Below are 16,960 nucleotides of genomic sequence, written 5' to 3' on the forward strand. Positions count from 1 at the left end.
CGGTTTACCAACGGGGGAGCGTGGTGCTGACGTCGGCGTTTTGCGCGCGCTGACGCAGCAGGTGATCCATTAAGACAATCGCCAGCATCGCTTCGGCGATCGGCACGGCGCGGATCCCGACGCAGGGATCGTGACGCCCACGGGTGACCATTTCTACTTCTTCGCCGAAACGGTTTACCGTACGCCCCGGCACCATAATGCTGGAGGTCGGTTTCAGCGCCATATGCGCCACGATTTGCTGGCCGCTGCTGATGCCGCCCAGCACGCCGCCTGCGTGGTTGCTCTGAAAACCGGCGGTGGTGATTTCGTCGCGGTTCTGGCTGCCGCGCAGCTGCACCACACCGAAACCGTCACCGATTTCGACGCCCTTCACGGCGTTAATGCTCATCAGCGCGTGGGCGATATCAGCGTCCAGGCGGTCAAATACCGGCTCGCCAAGCCCGGCGGGCACGCTGTCGGCCACCACGGTGACTTTCGCGCCGATGGAATCGCCCTCTTTTTTCAGCGCGCGCATCAGCTCATCCAGCGCCTCGATTTTATCCGGATCCGGGCAGAAGAACGGGTTCTGTTCCACCTGATCCCAGTCTTTGATTTCCAGCGGGATGTCGCCCATCTGGGTCAGGCAGCCGCGAATCACCACGCCGAATTTCTGCGCCAGATATTTTTTGGCGATAGCGCCTGCCGCGACGCGCATGGCGGTTTCACGGGCGGATGAACGTCCGCCGCCGCGATAGTCGCGCAGGCCGTATTTCTGTTCGTAGGTGTAATCCGCGTGCCCCGGACGGAACACGTCTTTGATGGCGCTGTAATCCTGGGAGCGCTGATCGGTGTTTTCAATCAGCAGGCCAATACTGGTGCCGGTGGTGACGCCCTCAAACACGCCGGAGAGGATTTTTACCTGGTCCGGCTCGCGGCGCTGGGTAGTGTAGCGCGAGGTGCCGGGACGGCGGCGGTCGAGATCGTGCTGAAGATCGGCTTCGGTTAGCGGGATGCCGGGCGGTACGCCATCGACGATGCAACCCAGCGCCACGCCATGCGACTCCCCGAAGGTGGTCACACGGAAGAATTGTCCAATACTGTTTCCTGCCATCACGGCTCCGTTGTCGTTGTTGTGTTTTTGAGCGATGTGAAACGGGCCGCAGCCCGTTGGATTAATCTTTATAAATGCTGAAGTGCTCGCGCGCCGCGATCAGTTGCGCTTTAGTCAGCATGAAGACGCCGTCGCCGCCGTTATCAAACTCCAGCCAGGTGAACGGCACATCCGGATATTGCTCCATCAGATGTACCATGCTGTTACCCACTTCACAAATCAGAATCCCCTGGTCGGACAGGTAGTCCGGGGAGCAGGCCAGAATGCGGCGCGCCAGTTTCAGGCCGTCGCTGCCCGCCGCCAGCCCCAACTCCGGCTCGTGGCGGTACTCGTTCGGCAGATCGGACATATCTTCCTCATCCACATACGGCGGATTGGTGACGATGATGTCGTACTGCACTTTCGGCAGATCGCGGAACAGGTCGGAGCGGATTGGCGTGACGTGATGGATCAGGCCGTGCTCTTCAATGTTGTGCTCGGTCACCGCCAGCGCATCGGCGGAGATATCCACCGCGTCGACTTCGGCTTCCGGGAAGGCATACGCGCAGGCGATGGCGATACAGCCGCTGCCGGTACACATATCCAGAATATGTTCAGGCTGGCCGTCGTACAGCCCGGCGAAACGGTTGTTGATCAGTTCGCCAATCGGGGAGCGCGGCACCAGCACGCGCTCGTCGACGTAAAATTCGTGGCCGCAGAACCAGGCTTTATTGGTCAGGTAAGCTACCGGAATACGCTCGTTGACCCGGCGGATCACGCGCTCGACAATGCGGTGGCGTTCGCTGGAGGTTAAGCGTGCGGTGCGCATATCTTCAGGAATATCCAGCGGCAGATAAAGCGATGGAAGCACCAGTTGTACCGCCTCATCCCACGGGTTATCGGTGCCATGACCATACCAGATGCCCGCCGCGCTAAAACGGCTGACCGACCAGCGCAGCATGTCCTGAATGGTATGCAGTTCATTGACTGCTTCATCGACGAAAATTTTATCCACTATTCCTCCAGCGCGCGTGACGCGTTAAACACGGCGGCTAGTTTGCCACGATAGTGGCGATAAATCAGCATCCACCCTTCCCTGCCAGCGTGAAAACGCGTTTTATTTAGCGCTGGCGAAGGAGTCAGGTACACTGCCTGCGATAAGAATGACGGAGAAGAGAATGAAAAAGAAAAATTCGCTTAACGAGGAGGACCAGACGCTGTTCCGGGAACTGATGCGCGGCACCCGTAAAATTAAGCAGGACACCATCGTCCATCGCCCGCAGCGTAAAAAAGCGAATGACGTGCCGGTTAAACGCCTGATCCAGGAGCAAGTCGACGCCAGCCACTATTTTTCCGATGAGTTCCAGCCGCTGCTGGCGGCGGAAGGCCCGGTGCGTTACGTGCGGGAAGGCACCAGCCATTTTGAGCTGAAGAAATTACGCCGCGGCGACTACTCGCCGGAGCTGTTTCTTGATTTACACGGCCTGACCCAACTTCAGGCCAAGCAGGAATTAGGCGCGCTGATTGCCGCCTGTCGACGCGAACACGTCTTTTGCGCCTGCGTGATGCACGGCCACGGCAAACACATTCTGAAGCAGCAAACCCCGCTGTGGCTGGCTCAGCATCCACACGTTGTGGCTTTTCATCAGGCGTCGAAAGAGTATGGCGGCGATGCCGCTTTGCTGGTGCTGATTGAGGTGGAAGAGTTCAGGCCGCCGGAACTGCCTTAGACACAAAAAAGCCGCTTTACGCGGCTTTTTGACGTTTTACCCATTGCTGGCTTTCGCCATCTTCAGGTTGCAGGGGCTCATCTGCCAGTTAAATACGCCCTTATCGGTTTGCGGATCCAGCGTTACGCTGGCGATGGCAGACGTTGAGAACATTGGCGGCGTTTCTTCCGGGCAAAGTTCTGATACCAGGTAGCCAACTAACGGGAGGTGAGAAATCACCAACACCGATTTAACGCCTTCGTCCGCCAGCGTCTGAAGGTCGGCACCGACCATTCGCACATCGCCGCAGGGCGTCAACTCCGGCAGAACATCGACGTTTTCCGGCAGTGTGAACACTTCCCGGACCACATCCAGCGTCTGCCCGGCACGCAGATAGGGGCTGACAAGAACACGCTCGATGTCCACCTTTTGACCTTTTAACCAGGTCGCCATTTGACGGGATTCGTCACACCCGCAGAGGGTTAAAGGACGAACCGCATCACTGGCGGCATCAAGAGCTGCGTCACCGTGACGCATAATAAAAACTTGCATAGTGCACCGCTTTTGTTAACCAGAATCGCCACGATCCCCAACAGGCCCAAAGCCTGTGGGGAGATCATCGCGGTCGGGCATTGTGCCTTATCCCGACTGCGAATGAAACGCTGTGTTTTACCTTAATGGCGTAAGTATAGTCAATCGCCGTTTACAATTTAACCAACCCCGACGCACCGGTAAAAACCGGTTAATCAGCGGTCACCGTTGCAGGCTCAACATTCGCCTGACTTTGCCAGAATTTTTGCTGGGTTTGCGCCATTGCCAGCAGCCGCTCGCAGGGGGCAAAGCGCTCGCCGTAACGGCTTTCCAGACGTTGCAGCCGGGCAACCACCTCTGCCGCGCCGAGGCTGTCCATATAGCGGAACGGACCGCCAAGGAAAGGCGGGAACCCAATGCCGAAGACTGCGCCGATGTCGCCGTCTCTGACTGAGCGCACCACGCCTTCATCCAGTGCCCGCGCCGCCTCGTTCAGCATCATCATGACACAGCGCTCCGCCAGCGCGTCCGCCGCCATTTTTTGCTCAGGCTTGACGCCAATAAGCGTATAAATTGCAGGGTCGACCTGCTTCTTGCTTTTACGCCCTTTTGCCGGATAAAGATAGAAACCGCGACCGTTTTTTCTGCCTTTGCGATCGTCCTTCAAAATCGCTGCAACGGCTTCATTCGGCGCGCTAAAACGCGCCCCGAACGCCCGCTCCAGCACAGGGATAATTTTAGTGCCGACGTCTATTCCAACCTCATCCAAAAGTTGGATCGGCCCGACCGGGAAGCCAAACTTCACCAGCGCATCATCAATGTGCTCAATCGGTTCACCTTCAAGCAGGCAGCGCATGGCTTCATTGATATACGGGGCGAGAATGCGGTTAACGTAAAAGCCCGCGCGGTCCGCCACCACGATCGGCGTTTTACCCTGCTTTTTCGCCAGCGCCACGGTAGTGGAGATGGTTTGCGCGCTGGTTCCCGCATGGGGAATAACCTCGACCAGCGGCATTTTATCGACCGGACTGAAATAGTGCAGACCGACCACCTGCTCCGGGCGCGCGGCGTTTTGCGCGATATCGCCAATGGGCAACGAGGAGGTGTTAGAGGCAAAAATCGTGTCCGGCGCGGCGTATTGTTCGATTTCAGCCACCATCTGGCGCTTAAGATCCAGATCCTCAAACACCGCCTCCACCACGATATCCCGCTGATGAAAGCCGCGATAATCGGTAGAACCGCTAATCAGCGCCATCTGGCTGTCGCGCTCAACGGCTTTTAAATGACGGCGGCGCACTTTTTTATCCAGCAGCTCCCAGCTGTATTTCAGCGCGTGGTTGATGCCTTTATCATTGATGTCTTTCAGCCGTACCGGCAGTTTGCCTTTGGTGGCCGTGACATAAGCAATTCCGCCGCCCATCAGCCCGCCGCCGAGAATGCCCACGGCGCGCAGCGGTTTCGGCGGCACCTCGCTGCCCTGATCCTTTTTCAGCTCGGTACTGGCAAAGAAAATATGACGCAGCGCGGCAGACTGCGGCGTCATGGCGAGTTCGCCAAAGGCTTTCGTTTCCGCTTCGTACCCGCTGGCGCTGCCCTGCTCCAGCCCGATGCGCACCACGTCGATAATCCGCGTCGCCGCCGGGTAATTACCGTGGGTTTTTTGCAGGGTTTGCTTCGTAACCATGCGGAACAGAATCGAGCGGCCCAGCGGCCCGGCCAGTACGCGTTCACGCACCGGCAGGCGGCGCGAGGCGGGACGGCCCTGTTTAGCCAGTTCCACCGCCGCGTCCAGCAGGATCGATTTCGGCACCACGTCATCCACTAACCCTACTTTCAGCGCCTGGCGCGGACGCAGCTGTTTACCCGCCAGCATCATTTCCAGCGCGGTGCTGACGCCAGTCAGGCGCGGCAGGCGTTGGGTGCCGCCAGATCCGGGCAACAGCCCGAGCTGCACTTCCGGTAGCCCAAGCACTGTTTTGCCGTCGTCGGTACAGACCCGGCGATGACAGGCCAGCGCCAGCTCCAGGCCGCCGCCGAGGCAGGGCCCGTGGATCGCCGCCACCACCGGGATGGAGAGCGCATGAATATCGGCCATGATCTGCTGGCCCTGTTTTGCCAGCGCTTCGGCCTGCTGCGCGGTCTGGCAGCGGGCGATCATATTAATATCCGCGCCCGCGATGAAATTGTCCGGCTTGCCGGAGATAAACACCACGCCCTGAAGCTGCTTGTTTTCGTGGATTTGTTTCAGGATGGCGCGCACTTCGCCACCAAACTCGGCTTTCAGGGTGTTCATTTTTTCGTCGGGCACATCGATGGTCACGATGGCGATGTTATCCAGACGAACGTGCATGTGAAATGCGGATTGCCCTTCCATTATTCAGCCTCCAGTACCATTGCCGCCCCTAACCCGCCTGCCGCGCAGGCCGTCACCAGACCGAATCCGCCGCCGCGACGGCGCAGTTCATTCAGGGTCTGGACGATCATCCGCGCGCCGGTAGCGGCGAACGGGTGACCGTAGGCGATTGAACCGCCCATCACGTTAAAGATGGCGTCGTCCACGTCGCCGGTGGCGTGGGCGCGGCCCAGCACGTCGCGGGCAAACCGTTCGCTGGAAAGCATTTTCAGGTTGGCCAGCGTCTGGGCGGCGAAGGCTTCATGCATGTCAAACAGGGTCAAATCCGCGAGGGTGATCCCGGCGCGGTCCAGCGCCAGCGGCGTGGCCCATGCCGGGCCCAGCAGCATGTCCTGCCAGACGTCGATAGCGGTAAAAGCATAGCTGCGCAGATAGCCGAGCGGCGTCAGACCCAGCTCTTTGGCGCGCGATTCGGTCATCATGATCAGCGCGGCGGCGCCATCGGTAAGCGGCGTGCTGTTTGCGGCCGTCACGGTGCCGTGTTTACGGTCAAAGGCAGGACGCAATTTGGCGTAATCCGCCTGAGAACTGTTCTTACGAATATTGTTGTCTTCACTGAAGGGCTCGCGATAGGGCGGGATGAAGGCGGTCATGACTTCATCGGCGAATTTGCCCTCCTGCCAGGCCTGTGCGGCCCGCACATGGGAGCGGTGCGCCAGCGCATCCTGCTGTTCGCGGGTGATAGCATGGGTTTTCGCCATCTGCTCGGCGGTATCGCCCATGCGTAAACCGGTGGAGTATTCCGCCACGGCAGGCGGCACGGGCATTAAATCGCGCAGGCGCAGACGCGAGAAAAGCTTCAGGCGTTGCCCGGTGGTGCGGGCTTTGTTGACATCCACCAGCACACGGGCCAGCTTTTTGCTGACGCCAATCGGCAGCACGGAAGAGGAATCAGCCCCGCCCGCGATACCGGCGCGGATGGTCCCGGCCATCAGGCTTTCCGCCACGTTGGCGACCGCCTGAAAGCTGGTGGCGCAGGCGCGGCTGACGCTGTAGGCGTCGGTATGCACGTTCATACCGGTGCCGAGCACGATTTCGCGCGCGATGTTTGGCGCTTCCGGCATTTGCACCACCTGGCCAAATACCAGCTGCTCAATCACCTCGGGAGGGATTTCGCTGCGTGCCAGCAGTTCGCTGACCACCATTTTGCCGAGATCGACCGCCGGAATGCCGTGAAAAGCGGTCGCCTGACGCGCGAATGGGGTTCGTAACCCGCTGATGATGGCAATACGATCGCCCGGACGGGCAAGACGCGGTAACGCCTGACTCATAACACTCCCCTGTAAAAATGGACACACAACGAAAAAGTGGTCGGACCTGACGATAGTCTTAACCAAATTTTTACAATTAGCCAACCGGGGAAATGAAAAAGTGCGAAGAGTTACACGAATTTACGCGCAGATGACGCCTCCCCTGAACGGGAAGGCGTCGCAAGGATTAACGCAGGCCCAGCTGGAAAATCATGGTTTCTGCCTGGCAGGCAAAAACGAAATCGATATCCAGACGCACGCCGTCGCTTTCTTCCGTGAAGTTAGCGTTGATCTGGCACGGCTCGGATTCTACTTCGCGGGCTTTGGCGCTCAGCGCAGCCAGGGTTTCTTCGGCCTGCGCGCGGTCGGGGAAAACGCGGCTGTAGGACGCGGTGCAGTCGGTGTTGTCCATAATGGTCCCAACATCAATACAGCAGCAAACCGGGGTTTCATCAGCACTGCATTTACTCATTGTGATTTCCTCTGTACATCGCACCTGGGGTGCAGTTAGCAATAGCGCTATTTTACGCCCCGATTGGAACGTGCTCCACCCGAGATTTTCGACAAATCCTGACAGATTTAGAAATCAGCGATAAAAATGATCTGAAACAAAAATCACCCTGTTTGCCGAGAGACACCGACCCCAAATTTGCCACGGCGATCTCGTTTCGATGATCAATTTGGAAATTTTCATTAAACATACTTGCAACATTCGCTCTGGTCGGACCTATACTCACGCCACTGGTCTGATTTGTAAGCCGTAACTCAGACCCTACACTTCGCGCTCCTGTTACGGTAAGTAACATTATTTAAATAAAAATAAATGGATGAGGTTATGGTCATGAGCCAGAAAACCCTGTTTACCAAGTCTCTTCTCGCAGTCGCAGTGGCAATCGTCTCTTCTCAAGCCTGGTCCGCAGGTTTTCAATTAAACGAGTTTTCTTCCTCTGGCCTTGGCCGTGCCTATTCAGGGGAAGGCGCTATCGCCGATAACGCCGGTTCCGCCAGCCGTAACCCGGCCGCGATCATGATGTTCGATCGCCCGACGTTCTCCGGCGGCGCCATCTTTGTTGACCCGGACGTCAATGTGTCCGGTCGTTCGCCTTCAGGCCGCAGCCTGGATGCCGATAACATCGCGCCAACCGCGTGGGTGCCAAACCTGCATTTCGTTGCGCCGATTAACGAACAATTTGGTTGGGGCGCATCGGTGACCTCCAACTACGGTCTGGCGACAGAATTTAACGATACGTATGCAGCGGGCTCTATGGGCGGTAAAACCGACCTGGAAACCCTCAACCTCAACCTGAGCGGCGCTTATCGCCTGAACAATAACTTCAGCTTTGGTCTGGGCTTTAACGCTGTGTATGCAAAAGCCAAACTGGAGCGTTACGCGGGCGATCTCGGCCAGTTGACCGCAGCTCAGCTCCGCCGTAACCCGGCTTTCACCAGCAATACGCCGCAGGGCGCACAGCTTCGCGCACTGGCGGGCTATGCGAACTCGCTGGACAGCGATACCCAAATTGCGCGCCTGAAAGGCGACGAGTGGGGCTATGGCTGGAACGCCGGTATCATGTATGAAATTGACGAAAATAACCGTTACTCACTGACCTATCGCTCAGAAGTTAAAATCGATTTCGAAGGCGATTACAAAAGTGATTTGAGCAACAACCCGGCCATTAATGCCGCACTTTCCAGCCAGGGCCTGCCTTACGGCACGGGCGGCCGCACTATCGGCGGCGATCTGACGCTGAACCTGCCAGAAATGTGGGAGCTGTCAGGTTATAACAAAGTGGCGCCGCAGTGGGCGATTCACTACAGCCTGGCCTACACCAGCTGGAGCCAGTTCCAGGAGCTGAAAGCCACCAATAAAGATGGCCAGACCCTGTTCTATAAAGATGAAAGCTTCCGTGATTCTTACCGCATCGCGTTAGGGACCACCTACTTTATGGATGACAACTGGACGCTGCGTGCCGGTATCGCCTTCGATGACAGCCCGGTTCCTGCCGATCGCCGTTCCATCTCTATCCCGGATCAGGACCGTCTGTGGCTGAGCACCGGCGCAACTTACGCGTTTAACAAAGACGCGTCCGTGGACGTCGGCGTATCCTATATGCACGGCCAGCACGTTGAATTTACCGAAGGCCCGTATACCTTTAAATCCGAAGGTAAAGCCTGGCTGTACGGCGCAAACTTCAACTACGCGTTCTAATTCTCCCTTCAAAACGCAAAAAGGTGAGCCACGATGGCTCACCTTTTTTATTGCCGCTTTTCAGCGGCGTTATTCTGAATCGATCTCTTTCAAATCATCCTGAATCGCCTGGGCGTTCGGGTTTTCTTCCGGCTTCAGCTGGCCGCCGTTGGCAATAAAATCGTTACGCTGGAAGTAGGCTTCGCGCACCAGGATATACGGGTCGGAAGACTGGCGCAGCAGGCCGTCGGAATCGAGCAACTGCGCGCGGGTTTCAATGCCTTCAACAGCCCATTTACCTACCGACATCGGCCAGGTTAACCAGGAAAGCACCGGATAGAGCGTATCCACCGCATCGCCGCCTTCCTGACGCAACGTAAAGCTGCCATAGAACGGCAGTTGCAGATAGGGACCGTAGCCCACGCCATAGTGACCCAGGGTGCTGCCGAAACGATGCGGCTCCACGCGCTGCAGTTTCGGGTTCGATAAACCCGCGACGTCAATAAAGCCGCCCATCCCCAGCAGGGTGTTCAGGAAGAAGCGCGTGAAATGCACCATCCCCTGGTACGGGTCGCCCTGAAGAAAATAGTTAACCATGATAGCCGGTTCTTCAAGGTTGCTGGTGAAATTGCTGATCCCGTTACGTGCTGGCTGCGGCACATAATCCCGCCAGACCACGGCGACCGGACGAACAACATACGGATCCACTACGTTAAAGTTAAAGTTGTACATGGACCGGTTGAAGCCTTCAAACGGATCCGAGCGACCCTGTTGTTCCCCGGAACTGGCGCACCCCATCAGTAAGGTTGTCGCCAGCGCAATGCCGGTCAGGCGAAAATTCATCTCTGTCTCCCTGTTATTGATATCTGCTGTCAGGGCTGACGAGATGAAATCGTCACCTCCATCGGATGGGCAGGGTCAAATTTAATGAGCGCGCTTTGACCAACCCAGTCCCCTGACTGCACAGCAGGCGTGCCATCCTGTGAGATATGCACTTTAATCCACCCCTGATGCAGTGAAGAGAGTGAACCTCCCGGCATCATGGTATTTGAGTCATCTATATTGAGTGTCATCGGAAACTGACCAACCGGCAACTTTTTCACCGCGACGGGAACCGGCGAGGATTCACCCACTACGGTAACAAAAACGGTGCCGTTGGCAGCCATGCTCTGCTGAGCTTCCGGCGAAAGCATGATTTTAACAGTCAGCGGCGCATTGTCTACGCTGGTCTGGGCTTCCGCCTGAGCGATACTACGCTCAATCACCGCCCGGCGCTTATCGTTTTGCGGCAAGACGCGCAGCATCATCTGCCATGCCGCTATCGCATCGCCAAAACGCTGTTGCTCAAAGGAACTGAACGCCAGCAGGCTCAGAGCGCGTATATTGGTATGCGACGCCGCCACCGCTTCACGCAGTAATTTATCGCCCAGCTGGTTGTCATTCTGATCGGATGAACGAATCAATACTTCAGCATAGTCGAGTTTGGCGTCAATGTTGTCCGGCGCCAGTTTCCATGCGTGTTCAAACGCATCGGTAGCCGTGGTGGCGTTATTCAGCGCCATGCCGATACGGCCCAGCATCATCCATCCTTCAATATTATTCGGGTCGTCCTGCAACCGGGTGCGCAGCCCCAGGCCCAGGCGCGCCATCTCTTCCATGGTCAGCGCGGGCGCGTTCGGGTCCATGACGCGATTCAACAATTCCGGCGTCTGGCGAGTGACTTCCTGCCATTCGAGCACTTTTTTCAGATCGACGGTTTTCCAGAACACCCCGACGCTGACTATCACCAGCGCCACCACGCCGGGAGCGAGCACCCAGCGGCTTAGCGGTTTCTGAATGCTTTCACTTTGCTGAGGAATATCCTCGAGCAGATTATGCTGAAGCTCAGCCACCATCTCCTCGCGCTCGGCGCTGTTTTCGCGTTCCAGCTCGCGTAGCCGGGACTGGTAAAATGCCCGGTTCAGCACATCGCGCGAGACGCTGCGATTGCCGGACCAGGGGACAAACAACAGGCCAGCGGTGATAATCAGCAACGCCACCATGGCGCTAATCAGCAGCGTTAACGTCATTTTTTCTTCTCGCTTAGCAACTGCTTCAGGCGTTGCTGTTCCAGATCGTTTAGCGGTTGGGCGGCAGCCTGCTGCCCTCTTCTGGCGCGGCGCACCACCACGATAATTCCGCCGAGAATAAACAGCGCCGGCAGCAGCCACAGCACAATCGTGCCCGGCGTGATAGGCGGTTCGTAGGTCACGAAGTTACCGTAGCGCGCCACCATATAGTCGATGATCTGCTGCTGAGTCTGGCCCTGCTGCTGGAGTTCGTACACCTTCTGGCGCATATCCGAAGCGATCATGGCGTTGGAATCGGCGATGCTGTTGTTCTGGCATTTCGGGCAGCGCAGTTGCGCCGTCAGCTCGCGGAACTGCTGCTCCTGGGCTTCATCTTTAAACTGATACGTGTCGATGGCGGCAAACACTGAAAACGACACCAGCAGCGCGGCGAGCAGCGTCAGAATACGGGTCATGCTCCCGCCCCCTGATGAGTGTATTTATCCCACAGCGGTTTGATTTCGCTCTGCCAGACCTGCTCGTTGAGATCCCCGGCGTGGCGGTAGCGGATAATGCCCTTGCCGTCGATCAGGAAGGTTTCCGGCGCGCCGTACACGCCCAGGTCAAGGCCCAGCATGCCGTTGCCGTCAAACAGGCTCATGGCGTACGGGTTGCCCAGTTCGTTCAACCAGGCGATGGCTTTCTGGCGATCGTCTTTATAGTTCATGCCCACGACCCGCACGCCCTGGGCGGACAGGCGGTTAAGGTACTGATGCTCGGCGCGACAGGTGGGGCACCAGGTGGCCCAGACGTTCAACAGCACCGGTTTGCCGCTGGTCAGCGCCGCCTGATCGTAGATTTTGCCCGGCTCATCCAGCGATTCGAGCTTAAACACCGGTACTGGCTTACCGATGAGCGCCGATTCCAGGGTGGTAGGGTCGTCGCCGTTGGCGTTGCGCACCAGTTGCCACAGCAGCGCGGCGGCCAGCAGTAAAAAAAGGATTAATGGAATAAACAACACATTACGTTTCATTATGCCTCCTGCAATGCTTTACGCAGGCGATAGCGAGGATCGAGCATACTCAGCAAGCCGCCCAGCGCCATTAACGCCCCGCCGTACCAAATCCAGCGAACAAAGGGTTTGTAATAAAGCCGCACCGCCCAGCTGCCGTCGTCCAGCTCTTCGCCCAGCGCCGCGTACAGGTCGCGGGTGACGCCGCCGTCGATGGCCGCTTCGGTCATCATCATCATATTGCTGTTATAGAAGCGCTTCTCGGCATGTAAGGTTGCCTCTGGCTTACCGTTGCGCAGTACGTCGATCACGCCCACGCCGCCGCGCCAGTTCGGCCCGCTGACCTCGCGCACTTCTTTGAAAATAAACTGGTACTGGTGGATATCGACGCGATCGCCCGCCTTCATGCGCACGTCGCGCTCGACGCTGTAGCTCTGGCTAAAGGCGATCCCGACTACCGTTACCGCCAGACCCACGTGGCCCAGCACCATCCCCCACTGGCTGCGGGAGAGTCTGGTCAGCCCTTTGAGGAACGAATGACGATGGGTAGCGCGCTCGTGCAGTTCCATCAGCGCCAGCACAAACACCCAAATCGCCATCATCAGCCCGACCACCGTCATGGCTTCAATGCGGTCCTGCATCAGCCACGGCAGCAGCAGCGCGCCCGCCAGGGTAATCACCAGCGCAATGGCCAGCCGTTTGAGCACTTTGCCCGGCTCATCGCGACGCCAGCGCACCAGCGGCCCGATGCCCAGCAGCAGCGCGAACGGCACCATCATGGCGGTAAACATCATATTGAAGAACGGCTCGCCGATAGAGATGCTGCCGAGACCCAACTGTTTATGCACCAGCGGCAGCAGCGTGCCGAGCAGCACCACCAGCATGGCGGCCATCAGCAGAATGTTGTTGCCGAGCAGGAAGGTTTCCCGCGACCAGAGATCGTTTTTCACCCTGGCGCGGACTTTGTTGCCCTTTACCGCGTACAGCAGCAGCGAACCGCCGATAGCGATCACCAGCAGGGCAAGGATAAACATGCCGCGTGCCGGATCGGATGCAAAGGAATGCACCGACACCAGCACGCCGGAGCGCACCAGGAAGGTGCCCAACAGGCACAGCGAAAACGCGGCGATCGCAAGCAGTACCGTCCAGGCCTTAAAGCTGCCGCGTTTTTCAGTCACCGCCAGGGAGTGCATCAGCGCAGTGCCTGCCAGCCACGGCATCAGGGAGGCGTTTTCCACCGGATCCCAGAACCACCAGCCGCCCCAGCCCAGCTCGTAGTAGGCCCAGGCGGAACCCAGCACGATGCCGAGGGTCAGGAAAATCCATGCGGCCTGGGTCCACGGACGCGACCAACGCGCCCAGGCGGTATCCAGACGCCCCGCCATCAGCGACGCGATAGCAAACGCAAAAGCGACGGAGAAGCCCACATAGCCCATATACAGCAGCGGCGGGTGGAAAATCAGCCCGACATCCTGTAACAGCGGATTAAGATCGCGCCCGTCGATAGGATATTCCGGGAGCGTGCGGGTAAAGGGATCGGAGGTCAGCAGGATAAACAGCAGGAAGCCGAAGTTGACCATGCCCATCACGGAAAGCACCCGCGCCACGGAATCCAGCGGCATCCCGCGGCTCAGCACCGCCACCGCGAAGGTCCAGGCGCTCATCAGCAGCACCCACAGCAGCAGCGAGCCTTCGTGCGCCCCCCATGTCGCGGCGACGCGATACCACACCGGCAACTCGGCGTTGGAGTTGCTGGCAACGTACATAATAGTGAAGTCGTTCACCACAAAGGCGTAAACCAGAATTAAAAACGCCGCGAAAACGCTGATAAACAGCGCCCAGGAGAGCGGACGCCCCAGCGCCATTAGCCGCGCATCCTGACGCACCGCGCCCCATTGCGGATAAACGCTAAGCAGTAATGAAATCCCTAACGCCAGGCACAGCAGGAAATTACCCAATTCCGGCATCATGAGCGGTTATCCTTATAGGCTTCTGCCGGACGGTGATGGTTCTCTTCCATTGCCGCTTTCACTTCCGGCGGCGTGTAGTTTTCGTCGTGCTTCGCCAGCACTTCTTTAGCGACAATCAGGTTGCCCGGCTCCAGTACGCCCTGCGCGACCACGCCCTGCCCCTCGCGGAACAGATCCGGCAATATACCCTCGTAGCTGACATCCACCACCCCACGGGCGTCATAGATTTTAAAGCTCACTTTCAGGGTCTGGTTATCGCGCTTGACGCTGCCCGGCATCACCATGCCGCCGACGCGCAGACGCTGGCCCGGCTCCGGCTTCACCTGGGTTTCGTTTTTACCGTTGATGATTTCGCCCGGCGTATAGAACAGGTCGATATTGGCGCGCAGCGCATACAGCGTGAGCGTAATCGTGATGCCAATCCCCATTAACACCATCACAGCCAGCCAGAGTCGATTTTTACGACGTGGATTCATCCGGTCACCTCCTGTGTGGGATGTTGGGCATTTTTAATCCGGCGCTCCCGCCCCTGCTGACGGCGGACGTCCGCCAGCAGCGCTTTGCGCTGCCACAGGGTATGGGCCACCAGCAACGCCAGCGGAATAAAGGTAAAAGCCACGGCCAGCCAGACATAGAAGGCATAACCGCCCATGGCGAAAAACTCACTCAGGCTACCAAAGGCGACGTTCATGACAGGCTCCTTCCTTTATTAGCAATCTCTTCAACCCAGGGACGACGGCGATCCTGCATCAGGATCAGGGTGCGCAGGCGCATTAAGGTCAGGGTCACGAACAGGCCGAGGAACCCGAAGATGGACCAGCGCAGCGGAATACGCATTGATGGATCGATGGATTTTTGCATGTTGGTCGAGCCCTGATGCAGGGTGTTCCACCACTCCACCGAGAAGTGAATAATCGGCAGGTTAACCACGCCCACCAGCACCAGGATCCCTGCGGCGCGCCCGGCGAGGCGGCGGTCGTCGAAAGCGTTATACAGCGCGATCACCCCAACGTACAGGAACAGCAGCACCAGCTCCGAGGTTAAGCGGGCGTCCCAAATCCACCAGGTGCCCCACATCGGCTTGCCCCAGGCGGAGCCGGTCACCAGCGCGATAAAGGTATACACCGCGCCCACCGGGGCCATGGCCGCCACCGCCAGATCGGACATTTTGATCTGCCACACCAGGCCGATAAACGCAGCAATCGCCATCCAGGCGTAAATCCCCATCGACCAGATGGCCGCCGGGACGTGGATGTACATGATGCGATAACTTTGCCCCTGCTGATAATCCGCCGGCGCCCAGACAAATCCCCAAATCACGCCGACTAACAGCATCACAATGCTGATAATGGCAAACAGAGGAACCAGACGCCCGCAAAGGTGATAAAGTCGCTCTGGTTTCGCAAGCTGATGCAAGAATTTCCACATAGTTATTGGCTCACAAAGCTAAGTTAGCGCCCACGTTTGCGGGCAATTATTGAATACTGATCCGCAGCGCCGCCGCGGTGGCAAACGGGCACAGCGTGGCGCTCGCCGCCAGGAACGCGCCCAGAATCGCCATGTATCCTTCAACCGGTAACGCCATTGAAGCGGCGTCCATCGCCGCCGTCGCGAAAATTAACAGCGGAATGGTGAGCGGCAGCACCAGCAGGCTCAGCAGCACGCCGCCGCGACGTAAACCCACGGTCAGGCCAACGCCCACCGCGCCGAGAAAACTCAGGGTCGGCGTGCCCAACATCAGCGTCAGGGCCATTACCCACCAGGTATGCACGTCGAGACCTAACAGCATCGCCGCCAGCGGAGACAGCACGATCAGCGGCAGGCCGGTAACCACCCAGTGAGCGGTTACTTTCGCTAACACCACGGCAGGCAAAGGCAGCGGCAGCAGCATTAACTGTTCGAGGGAGCCGTCCTGCCAGTCGTCGCGGAACAGCCGTTCCATGCCTAACAGCGCGGCCAGCAGCGCCGCCACCCACACCACGCCGGGGGCGATACGCGCCAGCAACTGGGGCTCAGGGCCAATGCCCAGTGGGAACAGCGTGATAACAATCAGGAAAAACCACAGCGGGTTAACAATCTCCGCCCCTTTGCGCAGGGCCAGATGTATTTCTCGGGTAAATACTTGCCACATCATGACACCACCCCTTGCGGCAGCGTCAGCCTGCGGAAGGCGCAGCTTACCGGACGCAGCGGCTGATGGGTGGTCAGCAACACGCTGCCGCCCTGTGCGGCGTGGGCTTCGAGACGGCAGGTCAGCTTTTCGATACCCGCCGGATCCAGCGCGGTAAACGGCTCATCCAGAATCCACAATTTTGCGGCGCTCAGCCACAGCCGCGCCAGCGCGACACGGCGCTGTTGCCCGGCGGAAAGCTGGCCTACTGCGACGTCCTCATAGCCCAGCAGGCCGATGGCCGCGAGGGCGTCCCAGCGGGCTTTCATCACCGAATTCGCATGGAAAAAGCGCAGGTTTTCATCCGCCGTCAGCACCGCCTTGATACCTGGCTGATGCCCTAACCACAGCAGTTGATGATGGAAGCTGTCGCGCGCCCGTTTGATGAGTTCGCCCTGCCATTTCACCTCGCCCTCTTCCGGCGTTGCGAGGCCGCTAAGTATGCGTAACAGCGAGGTTTTTCCCGCGCCGTTGACGCCAGCGATTTGGAATATTTCACCCGGATTCAGGGAAAATGACAGCCCGCGAAACAAAACGCGTTCATCACGGATACATGAGAGATTGAGGACGTCGAGCATCCAGACAGCTCCTTCTGAAATG

Annotated in this window: 18 protein-coding genes; 2 read left to right on the plus strand and 16 right to left on the minus strand. The window is 58.2% G+C overall.

The window, feature by feature from the left end; genetic code table 11:
* Positions 1-4: 4 nt before the first annotated feature.
* Together aroC and prmB are read right to left on the minus strand one after the other, a co-directional pair.
* Positions 5-1,090 carry a chorismate synthase gene (gene aroC, locus GV764_RS13040; protein ID WP_161660522.1) on the minus strand — a complete coding sequence of 362 codons (1,086 nt, stop codon included), beginning with the start codon at positions 1,088-1,090 and terminating at the stop codon, positions 5-7.
* Between the two features lie 61 nt (positions 1,091-1,151).
* Positions 1,152-2,084 (minus strand): 50S ribosomal protein L3 N(5)-glutamine methyltransferase, encoded by a 933-nt coding sequence (gene prmB, locus GV764_RS13045; RefSeq protein WP_161660523.1) that lies wholly within the window; start codon positions 2,082-2,084, stop codon positions 1,152-1,154.
* A 163-nt stretch (positions 2,085-2,247) separates the two neighbouring features.
* Between prmB and smrB the strand changes: the two genes are divergently transcribed.
* On the plus strand, positions 2,248-2,799 hold the full coding sequence (gene smrB, locus GV764_RS13050) for an endonuclease SmrB (RefSeq protein ID WP_161660524.1): 552 nt from the start codon (positions 2,248-2,250) through the stop codon (positions 2,797-2,799).
* A gap of 36 nt (positions 2,800-2,835) precedes the next feature.
* On the opposite strand, the gene sixA is transcribed toward smrB, so the two are convergent.
* The 4 genes from sixA to GV764_RS13070 all read right to left on the minus strand — a co-directional run bounded on the left by sixA (position 2,836) and on the right by GV764_RS13070 (position 7,444).
* Positions 2,836-3,330, minus strand: a complete 495-nt coding sequence (sixA, locus tag GV764_RS13055; protein ID WP_125291496.1) for a phosphohistidine phosphatase SixA — start codon at positions 3,328-3,330, stop codon at positions 2,836-2,838.
* A 190-nt stretch (positions 3,331-3,520) separates the two neighbouring features.
* Positions 3,521-5,683 carry a fatty acid oxidation complex subunit alpha FadJ gene (gene fadJ, locus GV764_RS13060; protein ID WP_161660525.1) on the minus strand — a complete coding sequence of 721 codons (2,163 nt, stop codon included), beginning with the start codon at positions 5,681-5,683 and terminating at the stop codon, positions 3,521-3,523.
* Entirely contained in the window at positions 5,683-6,993 is a 1,311-nt protein-coding gene (gene fadI / locus GV764_RS13065) for an acetyl-CoA C-acyltransferase FadI (RefSeq protein WP_161660526.1), read from the minus strand. The genes fadJ and fadI overlap by 1 nt, the downstream gene beginning before the upstream one ends.
* A gap of 166 nt (positions 6,994-7,159) precedes the next feature.
* Positions 7,160-7,444: a YfcZ/YiiS family protein gene (locus GV764_RS13070; RefSeq protein ID WP_125291493.1), complete on the minus strand. Its 285-nt coding sequence runs from the start codon at positions 7,442-7,444 to the stop codon at positions 7,160-7,162.
* A gap of 369 nt (positions 7,445-7,813) precedes the next feature.
* On the opposite strand from GV764_RS13070, the gene fadL reads away from it, so the two are divergent.
* Entirely contained in the window at positions 7,814-9,181 is a 1,368-nt protein-coding gene (gene fadL, locus GV764_RS13075) for a long-chain fatty acid transporter FadL (protein ID WP_161660527.1), read from the plus strand.
* Positions 9,182-9,250: 69 nt separating this feature from the next.
* On the opposite strand, the gene mlaA is transcribed toward fadL, so the two are convergent.
* The 10 genes from mlaA to ccmA are packed head-to-tail and all read right to left on the minus strand — an operon-like array spanning position 9,251 to position 16,938.
* Positions 9,251-10,003, minus strand: a complete 753-nt coding sequence (gene mlaA / locus GV764_RS13080; protein WP_161660528.1) for a phospholipid-binding lipoprotein MlaA — start codon at positions 10,001-10,003, stop codon at positions 9,251-9,253.
* Between the two features lie 29 nt (positions 10,004-10,032).
* Positions 10,033-11,229: a c-type cytochrome biogenesis protein CcmI gene (gene ccmI, locus GV764_RS13085; protein WP_161660529.1), complete on the minus strand. Its 1,197-nt coding sequence runs from the start codon at positions 11,227-11,229 to the stop codon at positions 10,033-10,035.
* Entirely contained in the window at positions 11,226-11,684 is a 459-nt protein-coding gene (locus tag GV764_RS13090) for a cytochrome c-type biogenesis protein (protein WP_161660530.1), read from the minus strand. Before GV764_RS13090 ends, ccmI begins: the two co-directional genes overlap by 4 nt.
* Positions 11,681-12,241, minus strand: a complete 561-nt coding sequence (gene dsbE / locus GV764_RS13095; RefSeq protein WP_161660531.1) for a thiol:disulfide interchange protein DsbE — start codon at positions 12,239-12,241, stop codon at positions 11,681-11,683. Before dsbE ends, GV764_RS13090 begins: the two co-directional genes overlap by 4 nt.
* Positions 12,241-14,190 (minus strand): heme lyase CcmF/NrfE family subunit, encoded by a 1,950-nt coding sequence (locus GV764_RS13100; RefSeq protein ID WP_161660532.1) that lies wholly within the window; start codon positions 14,188-14,190, stop codon positions 12,241-12,243. Before GV764_RS13100 ends, dsbE begins: the two co-directional genes overlap by 1 nt.
* A complete protein-coding gene (gene ccmE, locus GV764_RS13105) occupies positions 14,187-14,666 on the minus strand; it encodes a cytochrome c maturation protein CcmE (RefSeq protein ID WP_161660533.1) in 480 nt (159 codons plus the stop codon). Before ccmE ends, GV764_RS13100 begins: the two co-directional genes overlap by 4 nt.
* The gene (gene ccmD, locus GV764_RS13110) at positions 14,663-14,881 is read right to left on the minus strand and encodes a heme exporter protein CcmD (protein ID WP_125291485.1); all 219 of its coding nucleotides are present in this window, start codon (positions 14,879-14,881) and stop codon (positions 14,663-14,665) included. The genes ccmE and ccmD overlap by 4 nt, the downstream gene beginning before the upstream one ends.
* Positions 14,878-15,618: a heme ABC transporter permease gene (locus GV764_RS13115; RefSeq protein ID WP_161660534.1), complete on the minus strand. Its 741-nt coding sequence runs from the start codon at positions 15,616-15,618 to the stop codon at positions 14,878-14,880. The genes ccmD and GV764_RS13115 overlap by 4 nt, the downstream gene beginning before the upstream one ends.
* A gap of 46 nt (positions 15,619-15,664) precedes the next feature.
* Positions 15,665-16,324 carry a heme exporter protein CcmB gene (gene ccmB, locus GV764_RS13120; protein ID WP_125291483.1) on the minus strand — a complete coding sequence of 220 codons (660 nt, stop codon included), beginning with the start codon at positions 16,322-16,324 and terminating at the stop codon, positions 15,665-15,667.
* Positions 16,321-16,938 carry a cytochrome c biogenesis heme-transporting ATPase CcmA gene (ccmA, locus tag GV764_RS13125; protein ID WP_161660535.1) on the minus strand — a complete coding sequence of 206 codons (618 nt, stop codon included), beginning with the start codon at positions 16,936-16,938 and terminating at the stop codon, positions 16,321-16,323. Before ccmA ends, ccmB begins: the two co-directional genes overlap by 4 nt.
* Between the last annotated feature and the right edge of the window lie 22 nt (positions 16,939-16,960).

Origin of the sequence: Atlantibacter hermannii, assembly GCF_009907385.1 — a bacterium.
GTDB classification, from domain to species: domain Bacteria; phylum Pseudomonadota; class Gammaproteobacteria; order Enterobacterales; family Enterobacteriaceae; genus Atlantibacter; species Atlantibacter hermannii_A.